This is a genomic window from Staphylococcus succinus (assembly GCF_029024945.1).
GTDB classification, from domain to species: domain Bacteria; phylum Bacillota; class Bacilli; order Staphylococcales; family Staphylococcaceae; genus Staphylococcus; species Staphylococcus succinus.
This window is the reverse complement of sequence record NZ_CP118976.1, coordinates 2321865-2344631: the sequence shown is the minus strand read 5'-3', so window position 1 is coordinate 2344631 and position 22767 is coordinate 2321865. Positions and strand designations below refer to the sequence as shown.

Sequence of the window (22767 nt, the reverse complement as noted above, 5' to 3'; positions counted from 1 at the left end):
ATGGATAATAAATTATTAAACCCTTTGACATTAGCATATATGGGCGATGCTGTATTAGATCAACATGTAAGAGAATATATCGTGTTGAAGCTAAAGGCGAAACCTAATCGATTACACCAAGAAGCGAAGCGCTATGTTTCAGCTAAAAGCCAGGCACAAACACTTGAATATCTTATGGAGCACAATTGGTTCAGTGAAAGTGAACAGGATATTGTTAGACGTGGTAGAAATGCTAAAAGTTATACCAAAGCTAAAAATACAGACATACAAACATATAGAAAAAGTTCAGGGCTAGAAGCGGTCATTGGATTCTTATATTTAGAAAAAGAGTACGACCGCCTATCAGCGTTGTTAGAGACTATTATACAAAATGTAAATGAGAGGAAGTGATCCTGTGGAAGATATAGTTATAGTTGGTCGTCATGCAGTAAAAGAGGCGATTGTCTCAGGGCATACTATTAATAAAATTTTAATACAAGATACTATTAAAAAGGGACAAATAAATGAAATTTTAAAATTGGCAAATAGTCATAAAATCATCGTTCAATCAGTACCAAAATCAAAAATAGATAATTTGTCAGATGCGCCACATCAAGGCATCGCGGCGTATATTGCCCCGTATGAATATACGGAATTTGATGATTTTTTAGCTTCACAAAAGACGAAAGACGACTTGTCCACGGTCTTGATATTAGATGGCTTAGAAGATCCTCATAATTTAGGGTCTATTTTGAGAACTGCAGATGCTTCTGGTGTCGATGGAGTGATTATACCTAAAAGACGTTCAGTAGCGCTGACGCAAACGGTTGTTAAAGCTTCCACTGGTGCAATTGAACATGTGCCAGTTATTCGGGTAACTAACCTTGCTCAAACTATTGAAGAATTAAAAGACAACGGGTACTGGGTAGTTGGTACAGAAGCGGAAAATGCTACAGATTATAGAGAAATGGATGCGGCAATGCCTCTAGCGATAGTTATAGGAAGTGAAGGGCAAGGCATGAGTCGTTTAGTTAAAGATAAATGCGATTTCTATATTAAAATTCCAATGGTTGGACATGTGAATAGCCTTAACGCTTCTGTAGCTGCTAGCTTAATGATGTACGAAGTATATCGTAAACGTCACCAGATTGGAGATAAGACATGAAAGATCGTTACTTAATCATTGATGGTTATAATATGATTGGACAGTCGCAGGAGCTCAGTCGCATAGCTAAAGATAATCTTGAAGAAGCGCGCGATCAATTACTTACTGCAATCGCAAACTACAATGCTGTTATAGCAGATGAAGTTGTTTGCGTATTTGATGCTTATGAGCAATCCGGCGCTCATTCAGAATATATGTACCATGGGGTTAAAACGATATTTACGAAAGAAAAAGAAACTGCCGACAGTTACATTGAACGATATGTTTATGATTTATATGATAAACATACGCGACACATAACGGTTGTAACGAGTGATATGAGTGAGCAACATGCAATATTTGGCGCGGGGGCTTACCGTGTTTCTTCAAGAGAAATGTGGAGAGATTTGAGAGAAAATGAAATATCAGTATCAAAAGAGCTAGATGGTTTTAATGAACAAAAACCACGTACACGCATAGAACTGTCAAATGAGATACTTGAAGAATTTGAAAAATTAAGACGCGGTAACAATCATAAACACTAGTATTGAAGTCTTGATTTTTGGTGTGCAACTATGTATCCTATGTTTACTTTTAAGGAAAGGATACAAGTCATGTTTGAAAGTTTACACAACAACGAACTTACCTCACAAACACCATGCGATTTTAAAAATACACAAGTAACACTTAAAATGATTGAGCCTGTCTTACCTATGATAAAGCAAAGGCTAAATCATTTTACTATTCATCCGAATGATAAAGAAGATTTGTGTCAAGAAGTGCTATTAAAATTATTAAGAATACTGAGTGATTTTGATTTCACTAAAAGTACGCCATTTGAGCATTATGTGAATCGAATTATTACAACGGTAAAAAACGACTATCTTCGTAAAAAAGTGTACACACAGCAACGACATGAATTATTAGTGAACGAGTTCAAAGTTAAGTATCAATATGCGACAACTATATATTTAACAGAACAACAGATTATAGCTGATGAAATTTCTAATGACTTATACCGTGGGTTAGAAAAGTTGACTGAACTTGAACAAAGTGTGATGGTTTATATTTTTAGAGAATATAAACCACAAGAAATCGCCCAAATATTAAATGTAAAAATCAAAGTAGTTTACAATACGATACAGCGTTGTAAAATGAAAATAAGACATTATTTGAAGTGATACACACATCCACGAAACATGAAAAACGACGTACTATGATTACAAAACAGTGTACTTTACTATACGAGCGAAGATTGACAATTGACTTCAAAGTTATGTATAGTAGATTGGTATTATAATGAGTAAGGTGAAGACAAATGAAAAAAGTACCAATGAATTGTGAAGTGTGTGGCAGTAGAAATTACAATATTCCGAAACAAAGCAATCTTACATCGAGATTGGAATTAAAAAAATACTGTCCGAGATGTAATGCACATACGTTGCATAAGGAATCGAAGTAATTAAGACGACATATTTAGTGTGATCGGTTGAGTAAATATATCATTCCAACTAAGTTGAGAGTATTGTATTTGCTTGATTTGTTGTATGGAATAAGCAAATAAGGAATAACGAAATAATACGGAGGTCTTGTTAATGGCTAAAAAAGAAAATTTCTTCCAAGGCGTTAAGTCAGAAATGGAAAAGACAAGTTGGCCAACGAAAGAAGAATTGTTTAAATACACAGTCATTGTTGTAGCTACGGTAGTATTTTTCTTAGTATTCTTCTATGCCTTAGACTTAGGAATTGGTAGAATTATAGAGTTAATTAAATAGTTAGGAGTGACGACATGTCTGAAGAAGTTGGCGCAAAGCGTTGGTATGCTGTGCATACTTATTCTGGTTATGAGAATAAAGTTAAAAAGAATTTAGAAAAACGTGTTGAATCTATGAATATGACTGAACAAATATTCAGAGTTGTAATACCTGAAGAGGAAGAGACACAAGTTAAAGATGGTAAGTCTAAAACTTTAACTAAAAAAACATTCCCTGGTTACGTCTTGGTTGAATTAGTAATGACTGACGAATCATGGTATATAGTAAGAAATACACCTGGTGTTACTGGATTTGTTGGCTCAGCAGGCGCTGGTTCTAAACCTAATCCACTACTTCCTGATGAGGCACGTTTCATCCTTAAACAAATGGGCATGAAAGAAAAAACTATTGATGTTCAACTAGATTTAGGTGAACAAGTTAGAATTAAATCAGGTCCTTTTGCAAATCAAGTAGGCGAAATTCAAGAAATTGAAGTAGAAAAATTCAAACTTACAGTTCTTGTAGACATGTTTGGTAGAGAAACGCCAGTAGAAGTTGAATTTGATCAAGTAGAAAAATTATAATAATAAAAAGGAAATAAAAATATAATATTAGTTCGAAAATAACAAATCAACTATTGATTTATAACTCGAATTAGTGTTATAATACTGTGGTCGCGCTTTTAGAGCGTTCATTTCGTCACGAAATGTAGAAGAGTGGGAGGGCAAAACTTAGTCCTGTGACCACATCACGATATCAAGGAGGTGCACATCGTGGCTAAAAAAGTAGAAAAAGTAGTTAAATTACAAATTCCTGCAGGTAAAGCGAACCCAGCACCACCAGTTGGACCAGCATTAGGTCAAGCAGGTGTGAATATTATGGGATTCTGTAAGGAATTCAACGCACGTACACAAGAAGACGCAGGTTTAATCATTCCGGTAGAAATCAGTGTTTATGAAGATCGTTCATTTACATTTATTACAAAAACACCACCGGCTCCAGTATTACTTAAAAAAGCAGCAGGCGTTGAAAAAGGTTCAGGCGAACCTAATAAAAACAAAGTTGCTTCAGTAACTAAAGATCAAGTACGTGAAATTGCAAACCAAAAAATGCAAGATTTAAATGCTGCAGACGAAGAAGCAGCTATGCGTATTATCGAAGGTACTGCACGTAGTATGGGAATCACAGTTCAATAATTATAACAGTAATGAAATCATAGATAGACGAAGTAGCAGATGACGGAAATGACAAACATGATGACAGCGTTCAATATTGTCGTAGTATGAGGGAAAATGTCATTTATTTAGGATTTATTCCTATGATAAAATACAATTTTATACCTCACTGTCATCTGCTCTTAACTTGTGAAAACAAGTAAACGTGGGAGGAAATTCCGCTAAAACCACTAAAGGAGGAACATGAAATGGCTAAAAAAAGCAAAAGATATCAAGAAGTAGCTAGTAAAATCGACCGCACAAAACAATATGATGTTGAAGAAGCAGTTGCACTAGCTAAAGAAACAAGCATTGCTAACTTTGACGCTTCAGTTGAAGTAGCATTCCGTTTAGGTATTGATACTCGTAAAAATGACCAACAAATCCGTGGAGCAGTAGTGCTTCCAAATGGTACTGGTAAATCACAACGTGTATTAGTATTCGCAAAAGGTGACAAAGCAGCTGAAGCAGAAGCAGCAGGTGCAGATTTTGTCGGTGAAGGTGAATATGTAGAAAAAATTCAACAAGGTTGGTTCGACTTTGATGTCGTAGTAGCTACACCAGATATGATGGGCGAAGTTGGTAAATTAGGTAGAGTATTAGGACCTAAAGGTTTAATGCCAAACCCTAAAACTGGAACAGTTACAATGGACGTTAAAAAAGCTGTTGAAGAAATTAAAGCTGGTAAAGTTGAGTACCGTGCTGAAAAATCAGGTATTGTTCACGCGTCAATTGGTAAAACATCATTTGATACAGACAAACTTGTTGAAAACTTCAGAACGTTACAAGACGTTTTATTAAAAGCGAAACCATCATCAGCTAAAGGTACTTACTTCAAATCCGTTACTGTTACAACAACAATGGGTCCTGGAGTTAAAGTTGATACTTCAAGTTTCAAACTTTAATTTTTTAAAAATTAAAACTAAAGACTGAAGATTTAATGCTTCAGTCTTTAAATAAAATATTGACATAATACATGAGACCAGTTATATTGGTTAATGTATTATTTTACCTAAGACAGTAGGAGTTAGAAATAACTTAAAAAGTAAAATCCTGCCGAGGCTAAAATTGACTTGAACGTGAAGATTTCAGATCTTTCAAGCACTTTTTGCCACGGGTAGAAAGTGCTTTTTTTATTGAGCGTTGAGCATATAGTTTACACTGCATGGCAATGTTTCAAGATTAAAAGCACCAAATTAAAATCAATGGAGGTGTCTAAATGTCTGCTATCATCGATGCAAAAAAACAAGAAGTTGATATTATTGCTGAACAACTTAAAAACTCAGTATCTACAGTTATCGTTGACTATCGTGGTCTTAGCGTTGCTGAAGTAACTGAATTACGTTCACAATTACGTGAAGCTGGTGTTGAGTATAAAGTATACAAAAACACAATGGTTCGCCGTGCAGCTGAAAAAGCTGGTATTGACGGATTAGATGAATTCTTAGTAGGTCCTACAGCGGTTGCAACATCAAGTGAAGATGTTGTTGCTCCAGCAAAAGTTATTGCAGGATTTGCAAAAGAACATCAAGCTTTAGAAATTAAAGTTGGTGTTATGGAAGGCAGTGCTATCTCAGCAGAAGAAGTTAATACTGTTGGTACATTACCATCACATGACGGTCTTGTTTCTATGCTTTTATCAGTATTACAAGCTCCAGTACGCAATTTCGCTTATGCGGTTAAAGCTGTTGGAGAAGAAAAAGAACAAAACGAAGAAAGCGCTGAATAATTGCGCGTAACTATTAAAAATTAATGGAGGAATATTAAAATGGCTAATCATGAACAAATCATTGAAGCAATTAAAGAAATGTCAGTTTTAGAATTAAACGACTTAGTAAAAGCAATTGAAGAAGAATTTGGTGTAACTGCAGCAGCTCCAGTAGCAGCAGCAGGTGCAGCTGGCGGCGCAGACGCGGCAGCAGAACAAACTGAATTCGATGTTGAATTAACTTCAGCTGGATCTTCTAAAATCAAAGTTGTTAAAGCAGTTAAAGAAGCAACTGGTTTAGGATTAAAAGACGCTAAAGAATTAGTAGACGGAGCTCCTAAAGTAGTTAAAGAAGGTTTATCTAAAGAAGATGCTGAAGCACTTAAAGAACAATTAGAAGAAGTTGGCGCTACAGTAGAATTAAAATAATTCTTGCTGGCTAACAGTTAATAATTATATATTGAAGGTTATTTAAGTGATTTAACACATTAACTGCTTCGGTACGTTAATCTTAAGTCGAGAATACCTGAAATCTTTGAGAAATGAAAACCCCGTTATCACTATAACGGGGTTTTATCTTATTTGATCTATATCTAGTAAAGCAAGTCCTAGTTTTATAACTATTTTACTTATCAAATTGGGTATAGTATTAATCTGAAACGAATAAGATTAAAAGAGGTGTAGTCATGAGTCACTATTATGATGAGAATCCTGAAGTAGAAAGTGATGAGTCGCTTTTTACATACTCCTACGATAACCATAATTTAGAACTAATATCAGATGCGGGTGTATTTTCGAAAGGGAAAATAGACTTTGGGTCCGATTTATTAGTGAAAACTTTTTTGAAAACATATCCCCCAGGTCCTACGAAAAATATCATAGATGTTGGTTGTGGCTATGGTCCTATTGGTTTAATGATTGCTAAAGTTTCCCCACATCACGAAGTAATGATGGTTGATATTAACCAACGTGCATTATCATTATCTAGAAAAAACAAAAAAAAGAACCGAATAGAAAATGTGGAAATCAAAGAAAGTGATGGTTTATCACAGGTAGAAGATAAAGCTTATGATTTTGTGCTTACTAATCCACCGATTAGAGCAGGAAAAACAGTTGTTCATAGCATTTTAGTAGATGCTTATGAAAAGTTGAAAGATGGTGGTGCACTTTGTGTTGTAATTCAAAAAAAACAAGGTATGCCGTCTGCAAAACAAAAAATGCAAGACACATTTAATAACGTGGAAGTATTAGAAAAAAGTAAAGGCTATTACATTTTAAGAAGTGTAAAAGGTTGAATTAAGTGCTGGCTTCTGATATAGTTATAGAATGTAAAAATTTATGTTCAATAAGTGTGTACTTTTACGTACGAATTAACATAGTATATAAGATAGAATAGAAAATGGTGTCATCAGGTGTGCTACCGTTTTCTTTTTGTCTAATTATATTTGGTATTTCAGTAAAAGTAAACACACAATTTTTGAGGGGTGAATCTGTTTGGCAGGTCAATTTGTCCAATATGGAAGACATCGTAAACGTAGAAACTATGCGAGAATTTCAGAGGTATTAGAATTACCGAATTTAATTGAGATTCAGACTAAGTCTTACGATTGGTTCTTAGAAGAAGGTTTATTAGAAATGTTTAGAGACATTTCTCCGATTGAAGATTTCACAGGCAATCTTTCTTTAGAGTTTGTAGATTATAGACTCGGAGAACCGAAATATGATTTAGAAGAATCGAAAAACCGTGATACAACGTATGCTGCGCCTTTACGTGTGAAAGTACGTCTAATCATCAAAGAAACTGGCGAAGTGAAAGAGCAAGAAGTGTTTATGGGTGATTTCCCATTAATGACAGATACAGGTACATTCGTAATTAACGGTGCTGAACGTGTTATCGTATCACAATTAGTTCGTTCACCATCCGTATACTTCAATGAAAAACTAGATAAAAACGGTCGTACAAACTTCGATGCAACAATCATTCCTAACCGTGGTGCATGGTTAGAATATGAAACTGATGCTAAAGATGTTGTTTATGTACGTATTGATAGAACAAGAAAATTACCATTAACTGTATTGTTACGTGCTTTAGGTTTCTCTACTGATCAAGAAATTGTTGATTTATTAGGTGAAAGTGAATATTTACGTAATACATTAGAAAAAGATGGTACAGAAACTACTGATCAAGCATTATTAGAAATCTATGAGCGTTTACGCCCTGGTGAACCACCTACAGTTGAAAATGCTAAAAGTCTTTTATATTCACGTTTCTTTGATCCGAAACGTTATGACTTAGCAAGTGTAGGTCGTTATAAAGCTAATAAAAAACTTCATTTAAAACATCGCTTATTTAATCAAAAATTAGCAGAACCTATTGTTAATACTGAGACAGGCGAAATTGTTGCAGAAGAAGGTACAGTCCTAGACCGTCGTAACTTAGATGAAATTATGGACGTATTAGAAGCTAATGCTAACAGTGAAGTGTTTGAGTTAGAAGGCAGTGTTATTGACGAACCTGTTGAAATACAATCAATTAAAGTTTACGTTCCGAATGACGAAGAAGAACGTACAACAACAGTGATTGGTAATGCGCTTCCAGATACAGAAGTGAAATGCATTACACCAGCAGATATCATTGCGTCTATGTCTTACTTCTTTAACTTATTAAGCGGTATTGGCTTTACAGATGATATTGACCATTTAGGTAACCGTCGTTTACGTTCAGTAGGTGAATTGTTACAAAATCAATTCCGTATTGGTTTATCAAGAATGGAACGTGTTGTACGTGAAAGAATGTCAATTCAAGATACAGAATCAATCACGCCACAACAATTAATCAATATTCGTCCTGTTATTGCATCAATCAAAGAATTCTTTGGTAGTTCTCAATTATCACAATTCATGGACCAAGCGAATCCATTAGCTGAGTTAACACATAAACGTCGTTTATCAGCATTAGGACCGGGTGGTTTAACACGTGAACGTGCCCAAATGGAAGTACGTGACGTTCACTACTCTCACTATGGCCGTATGTGTCCAATTGAAACACCAGAGGGACCAAACATTGGACTTATCAACTCTTTATCAAGTTATGCGCGTGTAAATGAATTTGGTTTCATTGAAACACCATACCGTAAAGTTGATCTTGAAACGCATTCCATCACAGACAAAATTGATTACTTAACTGCTGACGAAGAAGACAGCTATGTAGTAGCACAAGCAAACTCTGTTTTAGATGAAAATGGTCGTTTCGTAGATGATGAAGTTGTATGTCGTTTCCGTGGTAATAATACTGTTATGGCTAAAGAAAAAATGGATTATATGGATGTATCGCCTAAACAAGTTGTTTCAGCTGCGACAGCATGTATTCCTTTCTTAGAAAATGATGACTCTAACCGTGCTTTAATGGGTGCAAACATGCAACGTCAAGCGGTGCCATTGATGAACCCAGAATCACCTTTTGTAGGTACTGGAATGGAACACGTGGCAGCACGTGATTCTGGTGCAGCAGTAGTAGTTAAACGCAAAGGCCGTGTTGAACACGTTGAATCTAATGAAATCCTTGTTCGTCAACTTATTGAAGAAGACGGTCAAGAATATGAAGGCGAATTGGATCGTTATCCATTAGCGAAATTCAAACGTTCAAATACTGGTACTTGTTATAACCAAAGACCAATTGTAAGTGCTGGAGACGTAGTGACTAAAGGCGAAATTTTAGCTGATGGTCCGTCTATGGAACTTGGTGAAATGGCTCTAGGTAGAAACGTAGTTGTTGGTTTCATGACTTGGGACGGTTATAACTATGAGGATGCTGTAATCATGAGTGAGCGCTTAGTTAAGGATGATGTTTATACTTCTATTCATATCGAAGAATATGAATCTGAAGCACGTGATACTAAACTAGGGCCTGAAGAAATTACTCGTGATATCCCTAATGTTTCAGATAGTGCACTTAAAAACTTGGATGACCGTGGTATTATATACGTCGGTGCCGAAGTTAATGATGGCGATATCTTAGTTGGTAAAGTAACACCTAAAGGTGTAACTGAATTAACTGCAGAAGAACGTTTATTACACGCAATCTTCGGTGAAAAAGCACGTGAAGTTCGCGATACATCATTACGTGTACCACATGGTGCAGGCGGAATTGTTCTAGATGTTAAAGTCTTTAACCGTGAAGAAGGAGACGATACATTATCTCCAGGTGTTAACCAACTCGTACGTGTATATATTGTTCAAAAACGTAAAATACACGTTGGTGACAAAATGTGTGGTCGTCATGGTAACAAAGGTGTCATTTCTAAGATTGTTCCAGAAGAAGATATGCCTTATTTACCAGACGGTACACCAATTGACATCATGTTGAATCCACTTGGTGTTCCATCACGTATGAATATCGGACAAGTATTAGAGCTACACTTAGGTATGGCTGCTAAGAACTTAGGTATTCATGTAGCATCTCCAGTATTTGATGGTGCTAGTGATGAAGATGTATGGTCAACTATTGAAGAAGCTGGTATGGCTCGTGATGGTAAGACAGTATTATATGACGGTCGTACGGGTGAACCATTCGATAACCGAATTTCAGTCGGCGTTATGTACATGCTGAAACTTGCACACATGGTTGATGATAAATTACATGCACGTTCAACTGGACCATACTCACTTGTTACGCAACAACCACTTGGTGGTAAAGCGCAATTTGGTGGACAACGTTTCGGTGAGATGGAAGTATGGGCGCTTGAAGCTTACGGTGCCGCATATACACTTCAAGAAATCTTAACTTATAAATCTGATGATACAGTAGGTCGTGTTAAGACATACGAAGCTATTGTTAAAGGTGAAAATATTGCTAAGCCTGGCGTTCCAGAATCATTCAGAGTATTGATGAAAGAATTACAAAGTTTAGGATTAGACGTTAAGATTATGGACGAGCATGACAATGAAATTGACATGCACGATACAGAAGAAGAAGAAGTTGTTGAACGTAAAGTAGATCTTCAACAAAAAGAAGCTCCAGAATCACAAAAAGAAATCACTGACTAATCGCATTTAAGTTTATAAGGGTATAAACCAAATTGAGGTGTGTTACATGACTGTAATCATCTCAATATTGGTTATTCCATTTATTGATATAGAGCAATCAATCAATTTGCACAGCTAATCTAAATTGAAGGAGGTAGGCTCCTTGATTGATGTAAATAATTTCCATTATATGAAAATAGGACTTGCTTCACCTGAAAAAATCCGTTCATGGTCTTTTGGTGAGGTTAAAAAGCCAGAAACAATTAACTATCGTACTTTAAAACCAGAAAAAGATGGTCTTTTCTGTGAAAGAATATTCGGACCTACAAAAGATTGGGAATGTAGTTGTGGTAAATACAAACGTGTACGTTATAAAGGTATGGTTTGTGACAGATGTGGAGTTGAGGTAACTAAATCTAAAGTGCGCCGTGAAAGAATGGGCCACATTGAATTAGCTGCACCAGTATCACACATTTGGTACTTCAAAGGTATTCCAAGTCGTATGGGTCTATTATTAGATATGTCTCCAAGAGCATTAGAAGAAGTTATTTATTTCGCTTCTTATGTTGTTGTTAAGCCAGGTCCAACTGGATTAGAACAAAAGACATTGTTATCTGAAGCAGAATTCAGAGACTATTACGACAAGTTCCCAGGCCAATTCACGGCTAAAATGGGTGCTGAAGGTATTAAAGAATTACTTGAAGAAATAGACTTAGATGCTGAACTTAAATCACTACGTGATGAGTTAGAGTCAGCAACAGGTCAAAGACTTACTCGTGCAATCAAACGTTTAGAGGTAGTTGAGTCATTCAGACATTCTGGAAATAATCCAGCGTGGATGATTTTAGATGTACTTCCAATTATCCCGCCTGAAATCAGACCAATGGTTCAGTTAGATGGTGGACGTTTTGCTACAAGTGATTTAAATGATTTATATCGTCGTGTTATTAACCGTAACAATCGTTTAAAACGTTTATTAGACTTAGGTGCTCCTGGCATCATAGTTCAAAATGAAAAACGTATGTTACAAGAAGCTGTTGATGCACTTATCGATAATGGTCGTCGTGGCCGTCCGGTAACAGGACCAGGTAACCGTCCGTTAAAATCACTTTCACATATGTTAAAAGGTAAACAAGGACGTTTCCGTCAAAACTTATTAGGTAAACGTGTTGACTACTCAGGACGTTCAGTTATTGCAGTTGGACCGAGCTTGAAAATGTATCAATGTGGTCTACCTAAAGAAATGGCGCTTGAATTGTTCAAACCTTTCATTATGAAAGAACTTGTACAACGTGAAATTGCTACTAACATTAAAAATGCTAAGAGTAAGATAGAGCGTATGGATGATGAAGTTTGGGATGTATTAGAAGATGTTATTCGTGAGCACCCAGTACTTTTAAACCGTGCACCTACACTTCACAGATTAGGTATCCAAGCATTTGAACCAACATTAGTTGAAGGGCGTGCAATACGTCTACATCCACTTGTAACAACAGCTTACAACGCGGACTTTGATGGTGACCAAATGGCTGTCCATGTACCGTTATCTAAAGAAGCGCAAGCTGAAGCACGTATGTTAATGTTAGCTGCACAAAACATCTTGAACCCTAAAGATGGTAAACCAGTTGTTACACCATCACAAGATATGGTACTTGGTAACTATTACCTTACTTTAGAGCGTAAAGATTCAGTCAATACTGGTACAATTTACAATGATACGAACGAAGTATTAAAAGCTTATGCCAATGGTTATGTTCACTTACATTCTCGTATTGGTGTTCATGCTGGTTCATTCAACAATCCAACGTTCACTGAAGAGCAAAACAAAAAGATCTTATTAACTTCTGTTGGTAAAGTGATATTCAATGAAATCATTCCAGATTCATTTGCTTATATTAACGAACCAACTCAAGCTAATTTAGAAGGCGTAACACCTGATAAATATTTTGTTACTGCTACTGAACTTGGGGAAGATGGATTGAAAGCCTACTTCGATCAAGCGCCGTTAATTGAACCATTTAATAAAAAATTCTTAGGTAATATCATTGCTGAAGTATTTAACCGTTTCAGCATTACAGATACTTCTATGATGTTAGACAGAATGAAAGACTTAGGTTTCAAATTCTCATCTAAAGCAGGTATCACTGTTGGTGTATCTGATATCGTGGTTTTACCAGATAAAAAAGATATCTTAGATGAGCATGAAAAAATTGTTGATAATATAACTAAACAATTTAACCGTGGTTTAATCACTGAATTTGAACGTTATAACGCAGTAGTTGAAACTTGGACAGCTGCTAAAGATCAAATTCAAGGTGAATTAATGCAATCACTTGATAAAACCAACCCAATCTTTATGATGAGTGATTCCGGTGCCCGTGGTAACGCATCTAACTTTACACAGTTAGCTGGTATGCGTGGACTAATGGCAGCACCATCAGGTAAGATTATAGAATTACCAATCACATCTTCTTTCCGTGAAGGTTTAACGGTATTAGAGTACTTCATCTCTACCCATGGTGCGCGTAAAGGACTTGCCGATACAGCACTTAAAACTGCCGATTCTGGTTACCTTACTCGTCGTCTTGTTGATGTTGCACAAGATGTTATCGTACGTGAAGAAGATTGTGGAACTGACCGTGGTTTATTAGTTTCTGATATCAAAGAGGGTACAGAAATGATTGAGCCATTTATCGAGCGTATCGAAGGTCGTTATTCTAAAGAAACAGTTCGTCATCCAGAAACTGATGAAATTATCATCAAACCAGATGAATTAATTACTGCAGAAATAGCGAAACAAATTACGGATGCTGGTTTTGAACAAATGTATATCCGCTCAGCATTTACATGTAATACACGTCATGGTGTATGTGAAAAATGTTATGGTAAAAACCTTGCAACTGGTGAAAAAGTTGAAGTTGGTGAAGCAGTTGGTACAATTGCTGCCCAATCAATTGGTGAACCAGGTACACAGCTTACAATGCGTACATTCCATACAGGTGGTGTAGCTGGTAGTGATATCACACAAGGTCTTCCACGTATCCAAGAGATTTTCGAAGCACGTAACCCTAAAGGTCAAGCAGTGATTACTGAAATCGAAGGTGTCGTAGATGACATCAAACTTGCGAAAGACCGTCAACAAGAAATCGTAATTAAAGGTGCAAATGAATCAAGATCATACCTTGCTTCAGGTACATCAAGATTGAAAGTTGAAATTGGTCAAAGCGTTGAACGCGGTGAAGTTCTAACTGAAGGTTCTATCGAGCCTAAGAACTATTTATCTGTTTCAGGTTTGAATGCAACAGAAAGTTATTTACTAAAAGAAGTACAAAAAGTTTACCGTATGCAAGGTGTAGAAATTGATGATAAACACGTTGAGGTTATGGTAAGACAAATGTTACGTAAAGTACGTATCATTGAAGCTGGAGATACTAAGTTACTTCCAGGTTCATTAGTAGATATTCATAACTTTACTGATGCAAACCGTGAAGCATTTAAAGAGCGTAAACGCCCTGCAACAGCTAAACCAGTATTATTAGGTATTACAAAAGCGTCTCTTGAAACAGAAAGTTTCTTATCAGCAGCTTCGTTCCAAGAAACAACACGTGTACTTACTGATGCTGCAATTAAAGGTAAGCGTGATGACTTACTCGGTCTTAAAGAGAATGTTATCATCGGTAAATTAATTCCAGCTGGTACTGGTATGAGACGTTATAGCGACGTTAAATACGATAAAAAAGCACCTGAACAAACAGTTACTGAAGAAGTTCAAACAACTGAAGTATAATTTTAGTAAGTGCTCAAACAATGTGATCGAAATAATATATTTCGGTCACTTGTTTTTTTAATTTTTTTTCAAAAATAATAGCAATAGAAGTTGACTCAAAGGTAACTAAGATGTTATTATTGTTAAGGTTGATGCAAGCAGAGCTTTGGAGGATATTTTGATGTCTAATGAAAAAGTTGCACGCTTTAACAAACAACATCATGTTATTGGTCTTAAACAAACGCTCAAAGCTTTGAATAAAGATCAAGTTACATCATTGATTATCGCTGAGGACGTTGAAGTTCATTTATTGACTCGCGTGTTAAGCCAAATCAATCACAAACCCATACCTGTTTCATTTTTCGAAAGCAAGAAAGCTTTAGGAGAATACGTAGGTATAAACGTTAGTGCAACAATTGTTGCATTATTGAAATGAGATTAGTAAGAATTCTTCTTACTAAATTTTATTTACCCTTAAAATGAACCACCTGGATGTGTGGGATTATAAATCAAGAGAGGAGGAACATTCAATGCCAACTATTAATCAATTGGTACGTAAACCAAGACAAAGCAAATCAAAAAAATCTGATTCACCAGCATTAAACAGAAATTTCAATAGTAAACAGAAGAAATTTACTACTTTGAATTCTCCACAAAAACGTGGCGTTTGTACTCGTGTAGGTACAATGACACCTAAAAAACCTAACTCAGCGTTACGTAAATATGCTCGTGTACGTTTGTCTAACAATATCGAAATCAATGCGTATATCCCTGGTATCGGACATAACTTACAAGAACACAGTGTTGTACTTGTACGTGGTGGACGTGTAAAAGATTTACCTGGTGTACGTTACCACATCGTACGTGGTGCACTTGATACTTCAGGTGTTGATGGACGTAGACAAGGTCGTTCATTATACGGAACTAAAAGACCTAAAAAATAAGGTTAAGATTGCGTAAATTTTCGCATTGAAAATTGAAAATATATTATAATAGGAAGGGAGGATTTACATTATGCCTCGTAAAGGATCAGTACCAAAAAGAGACGTATTACCAGATCCAATTCATAACTCAAAATTAGTTACAAAATTGATTAACAAAATCATGTTAGATGGTAAACGTGGAACAGCTCAAAGAATTCTTTATTCTGCCTTCGACCTAGTTCAAGAACGTAGTGGTCGTGAAGCTGTAGAAGTATTTGAAGAAGCTATCGACAACATCATGCCTGTATTAGAAGTTAAAGCTCGCCGTGTAGGTGGTTCTAACTATCAAGTACCAGTTGAAGTTCGTCCAGAACGTCGTACAACATTAGGTCTTCGTTGGTTAGTTAACTATGCGCGTCTTCGTGGTGAAAAAACTATGGAAGAACGTTTAGCTAACGAAATCTTAGATGCAGCTAACAACACTGGTGGTGCAGTTAAGAAACGTGAAGACACTCACAAAATGGCTGAAGCAAATAAAGCATTCGCTCACTATCGTTGGTAGGATAGAAGCTTTCTCCCTGAGCATGTTCCGTATTGGTAGATTACTATCATTGGCGCATGTTTAGGGTATCGCCATATTTATAGTATTTATTCGCAGTTATACTGGAAGGAGAAAAATACATGGCTAGAGATTTTAGTTTAGAAAGAACTCGTAATATTGGTATCATGGCTCATATCGACGCTGGTAAAACAACTACGACTGAACGTATTCTTTACTACACTGGACGTATCCACAAAATTGGTGAAACTCATGAAGGAGCTTCACAAATGGACTGGATGGAACAGGAGCAAGACCGTGGTATTACAATTACTTCTGCCGCTACTACAGCGCAGTGGGATGACCACCGTGTAAACATCATTGATACACCAGGACACGTAGACTTCACTGTTGAAGTTGAACGTTCATTACGTGTACTTGATGGTGCGGTAACAGTACTTGATGCACAATCAGGTGTTGAGCCTCAAACTGAAACAGTTTGGCGTCAAGCAACAACTTATGGTGTACCTCGTATCGTATTCGTAAACAAAATGGACAAATTAGGTGCTAACTTTGAGTATTCAGTAAGTACTATTCATGACCGTTTACAAGCGAATGCACAACCAATCCAATTACCAATTGGTGCGGAAGATGAGTTTGAAGCAATCATCGACTTAGTTGAAATGAAATGTTTCAAATACACAAATGACTTAGGAACTGAAATTGAAGAAATTGAAATTCCTGAAGATCATAAAGAAAGAGCTGAAGAAGCTCGTTCAGCATTAATTGAAGCTGTAGCTGAATCTAATGATGAATTAATGGAAAAATATCTTGGTGACGAAGCAATTAGTATTGATGAATTGAAAAATGCTATTCGTCAAGCAACTAACGACGTAGAATTCTACCCAGTTCTTGTTGGTACTGCTTTCAAAAACAAAGGTGTTCAATTAATGCTTAATGCAGTAATTGACTACTTACCATCACCATTAGATGTTAAACCAATTATTGGTCATCGTGCTGAAAACCCAGAAGAAGAAGTTATCGCAAAAGCTGATGACAATGCTGAGTTCGCTGCTTTAGCGTTCAAAGTTATGACTGACCCTTATGTTGGTAAATTAACATTCTTCCGTGTTTATTCAGGTACATTATCATCAGGTTCATATGTTAAGAACTCAACGAAAGGTAAACGTGAACGTGTAGGTCGTTTACTACAAATGCACGCTAACTCTCGTCAAGAGCTTGATACAGTATATGCAGGAGATATCGCAGCTGCGGTAGGTCTTAAAGATACTGGAACAGGTGATACTTTATGTGGTGAGAAAAATGACATTATCTTGGAATCTATGGATTTCCCAGAGCCTGTTATTCACTTATCTGTTGAACCAAAATCTAAAGCCGACCAAGATAAAATGACTACAGCGTTAGTTAAATTACAAGAAGAAGACCCAACTTTCCATGCACACACAGACGATGAAACTGGACAAGTTATCATTGGTGGTATGGGTGAGCTTCACTTGGATATCTTAGTAGACCGTATGAAGAAAGAATTTAACGTTGAATGTAATGTTGGTGCTCCAATGGTTTCATACCGTGAAACATTCAAGCAATCAGCTCAAGTTCAAGGTAAATTCGCTCGTCAATCTGGTGGTCGTGGTCAGTATGGTGACGTTAAAATTGAATTCTCACCTAATGAAACAGGTGGCGGTTTCGAATTCGAAAACGCTATCGTTGGTGGTGTAGTTCCTCGTGAATACATTCCATCAGTTGAAGCAGGTCTTAAAGATTCAATGGAAAACGGTGTATTAGCTGGTTACCCATTAATTGATGTTAAAGCTAAACTTTATGATGGTTCATACCATGATGTCGATTCATCAGAAATGGCCTTCAAAGTTGCAGCATCATTAGCACTTAAAGAAGCAGCTAAAAAATGTGAACCAGTTATCTTAGAACCAATGATGAAAGTAACAATCGAAATGCCTGAAGAGTACATGGGTGACATCATGGGTGACGTAACATCTCGTCGTGGACGTGTTGATGGTATGGAACCTCGTGGTAATGCACAAGTTGTAAATGCTTTTGTACCACTTTCAGAAATGTTCGGTTATGCTACATCATTACGTTCTAACACTCAAGGTCGCGGTACGTATACTATGTACTTTGATCACTATGCTGAAGTTCCAAAATCAATTGCTGAAGAAATTGTTAAGAAAAACAGTGGAAATAAAGGCGAATAATTAAACTTGTGTCGTACGACATCTGTCTGTACAATACATTTAAAGCTTAGTTATGTAGCTTACAGTTTATCAATTGATTTTTTGGGAAAAATGCATTATAAAGGTACTATATGGTCCTTTATTCCAAAAAATGAAAGATCTTCTCATGATGGTGAGAAACTGTCATGAGAGATAAATTCAAAAATTAATTTTCTAACAGAATAGGAGAGATTTTATAATGGCTAAAGAAAAATTTGATCGCTCAAAAGAACATGCCAATATTGGTACTATCGGTCACGTTGACCATGGTAAAACGACTTTAACAGCTGCAATTGCAACTGTATTAGCAAAACATGGTGACTCACTTGCTCAATCATATGACATGATTGACAACGCTCCAGAAGAAAAAGAACGTGGTATTACAATTAATACTTCACACATCGAGTATACAACTGAAAAACGTCACTATGCTCACGTAGACTGCCCAGGACACGCTGACTATGTTAAAAACATGATCACTGGTGCTGCTCAAATGGACGGAGCTATCTTAGTAGTATCTGCTGCAGATGGTCCAATGCCACAAACTCGTGAACACATTCTTTTATCACGTAACGTTGGTGTTCCAGCATTAGTAGTATTCTTAAACAAAGTTGACATGGTTGACGATGAAGAATTATTAGAATTAGTAGAAATGGAAGTTCGTGACTTATTAAGCGAATATGACTTCCCAGGTGACGATGTACCTGTAATCTCTGGTTCTGCATTAAAAGCTTTAGAAGGCGACGCTGACTATGAGCAAAAAATCTTAGACTTAATGCAAGCTGTTGATGATTTCATCCCAACACCAGAACGTGATTCTGACAAACCATTCATGATGCCAGTTGAGGACGTATTCTCAATCACTGGTCGTGGTACTGTTGCTACAGGCCGTGTTGAACGTGGTCAAATCAAAGTCGGTGAAGAAATCGAAATTATCGGTATCACTGAAGAATCAAGTAAAACAACTGTTACTGGTGTAGAAATGTTCCGTAAATTACTAGACTACGCTGAAGCTGGTGACAACATTGGTGCGTTATTACGTGGGGTTTCACGTGACGATGTACAACGTGGTCAAGTTTTAGCTGCTCCTGGTACTATTACACCACATACAAAATTCAAATCTGAAGTTTACGTTTTATCAAAAGATGAAGGTGGACGTCATACTCCATTCTTCACTAACTACCGCCCACAATTCTATTTCCGTACTACTGATGTAACTGGTGTTGTAAGTTTACCAGAAGGTACTGAAATGGTTATGCCTGGCGATAACGTTGAAATGGAAGTTGAATTAATTTCACCAATCGCTATTGAAGATGGTACTCGTTTCTCTATCCGTGAGGGTGGACGTACTGTTGGATCAGGCGTTGTAACTGAAATCATTAAATAATCTCTATTCTAAATAGAATTTTTGGAGTCTCCTTTGGGGGACTCCTTTTTTTATAGGGCACCTTATCTCTATAGAACTCTGCTTTAATAAAATGATAGTGAGAGTTCTATAGAGATTAGGTGCCCTTAATGCAATAGCAAAGGCTATTGTAAACCAAAGTAAGAAATCTATAGAACTCTGCTTTAATAAAATGAGAGTTCTATAGAGGTTAGGTGCCCTTAATGCAATAGCAAAGCTATTGTAAACCAAAGTAAGAAATCTATAGAACTCTGCTTTAATAAAATGAGAGTTCTATAGAGGTTAGGTGCCCTTAATGCAATAGCAAAGGCTATTGTAAACCCAAGCCAAAAAACTATAGAACTTAGTTTTAATAATGAAATAGCGAAAGCAATATGTAAGTTTAAAACAAGGATGTTAGGTCATCTTTACAGATGAGTGATTAAAATAACTTGAATAAAAAAGCAAAGCACTCATTGAGCGCTTTGCTTTTTTAAATTAAAATATGATGAAATTTTTATTGTTTAGGTTCTATAAAAACGTTCTCTAATTCTAATATTTTTAAAAATTCACTTACTGCATATTTCATCGCTTTTTCATCAATATCAAACTTAGGACTATGGTGAGGATAGTCTGTGCCTTTTTCTGAATTGCCACAACCCGTTAAAAAGAACGCGCCTGGACGTACTTTCAAATAATGTGAAAAGTCTTCACCAACCATCATTAGTTCTGATTCATTGTAGCGAAGGTTAATATCATTCGCTGCTTGTTTAATGACATCTGAACAATAAGGATTATTGTTTACAGGTAAGTAACCTTTAATATAGTCCATAGAATATGTGATATCATTTGCGAGTGATAAGCCTTGTAATATTTTATCGAGTTTCGTCATAACGTGATTTTGAATTTCTGTATCAAATGTACGCACAGTACCTCTACAAATTGCTGAATCTGGTATAACATTATCTGCAGAGCCTGCTTGAATCATACCAAAACTTACTACTGCTTGTTTTACAGGGTCAATCGTACGTGAAACGATTTTTTGTGCACTCATAATAAATTCAGCCATAATTACGACCGGATCGATGGTTTCATGAGGTTTTGCACCGTGTCCGCCCTTACCATGTATGGTAATGTTAAATTCATCTGGTGATGCCATCATTGGGCCTGAGCGCGAATAAATCGTACCAGTTGGATAACCGCTCCACAGGTGATTACCATATATTCTATCTACATCTTGCAAACAGCCGTCATCAATCATTTCTTGTGAGCCACCAGGCATAATTTCTTCACCATATTGGAATATAAGTACTACATTGCCATTTAGTGATTGTAAGTGGGATTCTATAATTTCTGCGACGCCAAGTAAGATAGCAGTATGACCATCATGTCCACAAGCATGCATTACACCAGCATTTTTAGATTTGTATGAAACATCATTCAATTCATCAATAGGTAGTGCATCAAAATCAGCACGTAAAGCGATTGTTGGTCCATCGCCACGACCTGTAAAAGTTGCTACTATTCCATTGCGTCCAACAGGCGAGCGCACTTCGCATGACAATTGACTCAATTGATTCATAATGTAGTCGTGTGTATGATGTTCTTCAAATGATAATTCAGGATATTGATGTAAATAACGGCGTACTTGCACCATTGTATTTTCTTTGTCATTTGCTAGTTGAAACCAATCAAACAACGTCAACCCTTCTTCCTTATACTTTTTAATTAGTATACCATTTAAAATTACTTAACTGTAGAGACAAATCGGATTCTTAAATAGAATCAAAGGAAAGGCTTTCTTCTCAAATGTTATTCTACTTTCCTCAAATATCAAAATAGGTTATGATTAGATTAAACACAAAGACAATTCAAAGGGGGACTTGCAGTGGTTCAATCACTACATGGCTTTTTAGATGAAAATATTCAATATTTAAAAGATAACGGTTTATATAATGAAATTGATACGATTGAAGGCGCAAATAGCGCTGAAATTAAAATCAACGGGAAAAGTTATATTAACTTGTCATCAAATAATTATTTAGGACTAGCAACAGATGAAGATTTAAAGCAAGCTGCTAAAGACGCAATTGATACGCATGGTGTAGGCGCAGGTGCAGTACGCTCAATTAATGGTACTTTAGATTTACATGATGAATTAGAAGAAACACTTGCGAAATTTAAAGGTACAGAAGCAGCAGTAGCGTATCAATCAGGTTTTAATTGTAATATGGCCGCAATTTCTGCGGTAATGAATAAAAATGATGCTATTCTTTCTGATGAACTTAACCATGCTTCAATTATTGATGGGTGCCGTTTATCTAAAGCAAAAATTATTCGTGTGAATCATTCTGATATGGAAGATTTGAGAGCTAAAGCAAAAGCAGCAGTAGAATCAGGTGAATATAATAAAGTTATGTATATCACAGATGGTGTATTTAGTATGGATGGAGATATTGCTAAATTACCAGAAATCGTTGAAATTGCTGAAGAATTTGGTTTGATAACATATGTAGATGATGCACATGGTTCAGGTGTTATGGGTAACGGTGCAGGCACTGTAAAACACTTTGGTTTACAAGATAAAATTGATTTCCAAATTGGTACTTTATCTAAAGCAATTGGTGTTGTTGGAGGTTATGTAGCAGGTACACAATCATTAATTGATTGGTTAAAAGCCCAATCAAGACCGTTCTTATTTTCAACATCATTAGCTCCTGGAGATACTAAAGCTATTACAGAAGCAGTTAAAAAATTAATGGCTTCTACAGAGTTACATGATAAACTTTGGGAAAATGGCAATTATTTAAAAGCTGGACTAAAATCATTAGGGTTTGATATCGGTAACTCAGAATCACCAATCACGCCTGTTATTATTGGTGATGAGAAAGAAACTCAAGAATTTAGCCGTCGCTTAAAAGATGAAGGCGTATACGTGAAATCTATCGTATTCCCAACAGTTCCTAAAGGCACAGGGCGCGTGCGTAACATGCCAACTGCAGCGCATACGAAAGAAATGTTAGATCAAGCTATCACTGCTTTTGAAAGAGTTGGAAAAGAGTTAGGTACAATATAAGCAT

General features: G+C 36.3%; 21 protein-coding genes and 1 other annotated feature. Of the genes, 20 read left to right on the top strand and 1 reads right to left on the bottom strand.

The annotated features are described in order from the left end of the window. The 19 genes from PYW31_RS11420 (at window position 1) to tuf (ending at window position 19690) form a co-directional block, all read left to right on the top strand. Complete coding sequence (locus tag PYW31_RS11420) at window positions 1-390, top strand: Mini-ribonuclease 3 (protein WP_046837695.1); 390 nt, start codon at window positions 1-3, stop codon at window positions 388-390. A 4-nt stretch (window positions 391-394) separates the two neighbouring features. Beyond that, window positions 395-1144, top strand: a complete 750-nt coding sequence (gene rlmB, locus PYW31_RS11415) for a 23S rRNA (guanosine(2251)-2'-O)-methyltransferase RlmB (protein WP_046837696.1) — start codon at window positions 395-397, stop codon at window positions 1142-1144. Beyond that, window positions 1141-1668, top strand: a complete 528-nt coding sequence (locus tag PYW31_RS11410; RefSeq protein ID WP_046837697.1) for an NYN domain-containing protein — start codon at window positions 1141-1143, stop codon at window positions 1666-1668. Before rlmB ends, PYW31_RS11410 begins: the two co-directional genes overlap by 4 nt. Window positions 1669-1737: 69 nt before the next feature. Continuing rightward, window positions 1738-2304, top strand: a complete 567-nt coding sequence (locus PYW31_RS11405) for a sigma-70 family RNA polymerase sigma factor (protein ID WP_046837764.1) — start codon at window positions 1738-1740, stop codon at window positions 2302-2304. A 137-nt stretch (window positions 2305-2441) separates the two neighbouring features. Then, on the top strand, window positions 2442-2585 hold the full coding sequence (rpmG, locus tag PYW31_RS11400; RefSeq protein WP_073505020.1) for a 50S ribosomal protein L33: 144 nt from the start codon (window positions 2442-2444) through the stop codon (window positions 2583-2585). A gap of 133 nt (window positions 2586-2718) precedes the next feature. Continuing rightward, entirely contained in the window at window positions 2719-2898 is a 180-nt protein-coding gene (gene secE / locus PYW31_RS11395) for a preprotein translocase subunit SecE (RefSeq protein ID WP_002484168.1), read from the top strand. 14 nt (window positions 2899-2912) lie between these two features. After that, entirely contained in the window at window positions 2913-3461 is a 549-nt protein-coding gene (gene nusG, locus PYW31_RS11390; RefSeq protein ID WP_046837698.1) for a transcription termination/antitermination protein NusG, read from the top strand. Window positions 3462-3650: 189 nt separating this feature from the next. Further along, a complete protein-coding gene (rplK, locus tag PYW31_RS11385; protein ID WP_046837699.1) occupies window positions 3651-4073 on the top strand; it encodes a 50S ribosomal protein L11 in 423 nt (140 codons plus the stop codon). 227 nt (window positions 4074-4300) lie between these two features. After that, window positions 4301-4996, top strand: coding sequence for a 50S ribosomal protein L1 (rplA, locus tag PYW31_RS11380; protein ID WP_046837700.1), 696 nt, complete (start codon window positions 4301-4303; stop codon window positions 4994-4996). Between the two features lie 88 nt (window positions 4997-5084). Next, window positions 5085-5234: a sequence feature (ribosomal protein L10 leader region), on the top strand. Window positions 5235-5310: 76 nt separating this feature from the next. Beyond that, entirely contained in the window at window positions 5311-5820 is a 510-nt protein-coding gene (rplJ, locus tag PYW31_RS11375) for a 50S ribosomal protein L10 (RefSeq protein ID WP_046837701.1), read from the top strand. Between the two features lie 39 nt (window positions 5821-5859). After that, window positions 5860-6228 carry a 50S ribosomal protein L7/L12 gene (gene rplL / locus PYW31_RS11370; RefSeq protein WP_046837702.1) on the top strand — a complete coding sequence of 123 codons (369 nt, stop codon included), beginning with the start codon at window positions 5860-5862 and terminating at the stop codon, window positions 6226-6228. Window positions 6229-6485: 257 nt separating this feature from the next. Then, window positions 6486-7094: a class I SAM-dependent methyltransferase gene (locus tag PYW31_RS11365; protein WP_046837703.1), complete on the top strand. Its 609-nt coding sequence runs from the start codon at window positions 6486-6488 to the stop codon at window positions 7092-7094. A 199-nt stretch (window positions 7095-7293) separates the two neighbouring features. After that, a complete protein-coding gene (gene rpoB / locus PYW31_RS11360; protein WP_046837704.1) occupies window positions 7294-10845 on the top strand; it encodes a DNA-directed RNA polymerase subunit beta in 3552 nt (1183 codons plus the stop codon). Window positions 10846-11014: 169 nt separating this feature from the next. Continuing rightward, window positions 11015-14611 (top strand): DNA-directed RNA polymerase subunit beta', encoded by a 3597-nt coding sequence (rpoC, locus tag PYW31_RS11355; protein ID WP_161939125.1) that lies wholly within the window; start codon window positions 11015-11017, stop codon window positions 14609-14611. A gap of 160 nt (window positions 14612-14771) precedes the next feature. Beyond that, window positions 14772-15026, top strand: a complete 255-nt coding sequence (locus PYW31_RS11350) for a ribosomal L7Ae/L30e/S12e/Gadd45 family protein (protein WP_046837706.1) — start codon at window positions 14772-14774, stop codon at window positions 15024-15026. 94 nt (window positions 15027-15120) lie between these two features. Then, complete coding sequence (gene rpsL, locus PYW31_RS11345) at window positions 15121-15534, top strand: 30S ribosomal protein S12 (protein WP_046837707.1); 414 nt, start codon at window positions 15121-15123, stop codon at window positions 15532-15534. Window positions 15535-15604: 70 nt separating this feature from the next. Beyond that, window positions 15605-16075 carry a 30S ribosomal protein S7 gene (gene rpsG / locus PYW31_RS11340; protein WP_042737969.1) on the top strand — a complete coding sequence of 157 codons (471 nt, stop codon included), beginning with the start codon at window positions 15605-15607 and terminating at the stop codon, window positions 16073-16075. Window positions 16076-16194: 119 nt separating this feature from the next. Then, on the top strand, window positions 16195-18285 hold the full coding sequence (gene fusA / locus PYW31_RS11335) for an elongation factor G (protein WP_046837708.1): 2091 nt from the start codon (window positions 16195-16197) through the stop codon (window positions 18283-18285). Window positions 18286-18502: 217 nt separating this feature from the next. Then, complete coding sequence (gene tuf / locus PYW31_RS11330) at window positions 18503-19690, top strand: elongation factor Tu (RefSeq protein WP_046837709.1); 1188 nt, start codon at window positions 18503-18505, stop codon at window positions 19688-19690. Between the two features lie 514 nt (window positions 19691-20204). Here the strand turns inward: tuf and PYW31_RS11325 are convergent. Next, window positions 20205-21386: a M20 family metallopeptidase gene (locus PYW31_RS11325; RefSeq protein ID WP_046837710.1), complete on the bottom strand. Its 1182-nt coding sequence runs from the start codon at window positions 21384-21386 to the stop codon at window positions 20205-20207. 189 nt (window positions 21387-21575) lie between these two features. On the opposite strand from PYW31_RS11325, the gene PYW31_RS11320 reads away from it, so the two are divergent. Further along, window positions 21576-22763 carry a glycine C-acetyltransferase gene (locus tag PYW31_RS11320; RefSeq protein WP_046837711.1) on the top strand — a complete coding sequence of 396 codons (1188 nt, stop codon included), beginning with the start codon at window positions 21576-21578 and terminating at the stop codon, window positions 22761-22763. Window positions 22764-22767 lie beyond the last annotated feature (4 nt).

Coding starts and splice junctions, on each gene's coding strand:
- PYW31_RS11410 (WP_046837697.1), top strand. CDS start 1,141: ATGAAAGATCGTTACTTAATCATTGATGGTTATAATATGATTGGACAG.
- rpsL (WP_046837707.1), top strand. CDS start 15,121: ATGCCAACTATTAATCAATTGGTACGTAAACCAAGACAAAGCAAATCA.
- PYW31_RS11365 (WP_046837703.1), top strand. CDS start 6,486: ATGAGTCACTATTATGATGAGAATCCTGAAGTAGAAAGTGATGAGTCG.
- secE (WP_002484168.1), top strand. CDS start 2,719: ATGGCTAAAAAAGAAAATTTCTTCCAAGGCGTTAAGTCAGAAATGGAA.
- rplA (WP_046837700.1), top strand. CDS start 4,301: ATGGCTAAAAAAAGCAAAAGATATCAAGAAGTAGCTAGTAAAATCGAC.
- PYW31_RS11405 (WP_046837764.1), top strand. CDS start 1,738: ATGTTTGAAAGTTTACACAACAACGAACTTACCTCACAAACACCATGC.
- tuf (WP_046837709.1), top strand. CDS start 18,503: ATGGCTAAAGAAAAATTTGATCGCTCAAAAGAACATGCCAATATTGGT.
- rpmG (WP_073505020.1), top strand. CDS start 2,442: ATGAAAAAAGTACCAATGAATTGTGAAGTGTGTGGCAGTAGAAATTAC.
- PYW31_RS11420 (WP_046837695.1), top strand. CDS start 1: ATGGATAATAAATTATTAAACCCTTTGACATTAGCATATATGGGCGAT.
- rpsG (WP_042737969.1), top strand. CDS start 15,605: ATGCCTCGTAAAGGATCAGTACCAAAAAGAGACGTATTACCAGATCCA.
- nusG (WP_046837698.1), top strand. CDS start 2,913: ATGTCTGAAGAAGTTGGCGCAAAGCGTTGGTATGCTGTGCATACTTAT.
- fusA (WP_046837708.1), top strand. CDS start 16,195: ATGGCTAGAGATTTTAGTTTAGAAAGAACTCGTAATATTGGTATCATG.
- rplJ (WP_046837701.1), top strand. CDS start 5,311: ATGTCTGCTATCATCGATGCAAAAAAACAAGAAGTTGATATTATTGCT.
- rplL (WP_046837702.1), top strand. CDS start 5,860: ATGGCTAATCATGAACAAATCATTGAAGCAATTAAAGAAATGTCAGTT.
- rpoC (WP_161939125.1), top strand. CDS start 11,015: ATGAAAATAGGACTTGCTTCACCTGAAAAAATCCGTTCATGGTCTTTT.
- PYW31_RS11350 (WP_046837706.1), top strand. CDS start 14,772: ATGTCTAATGAAAAAGTTGCACGCTTTAACAAACAACATCATGTTATT.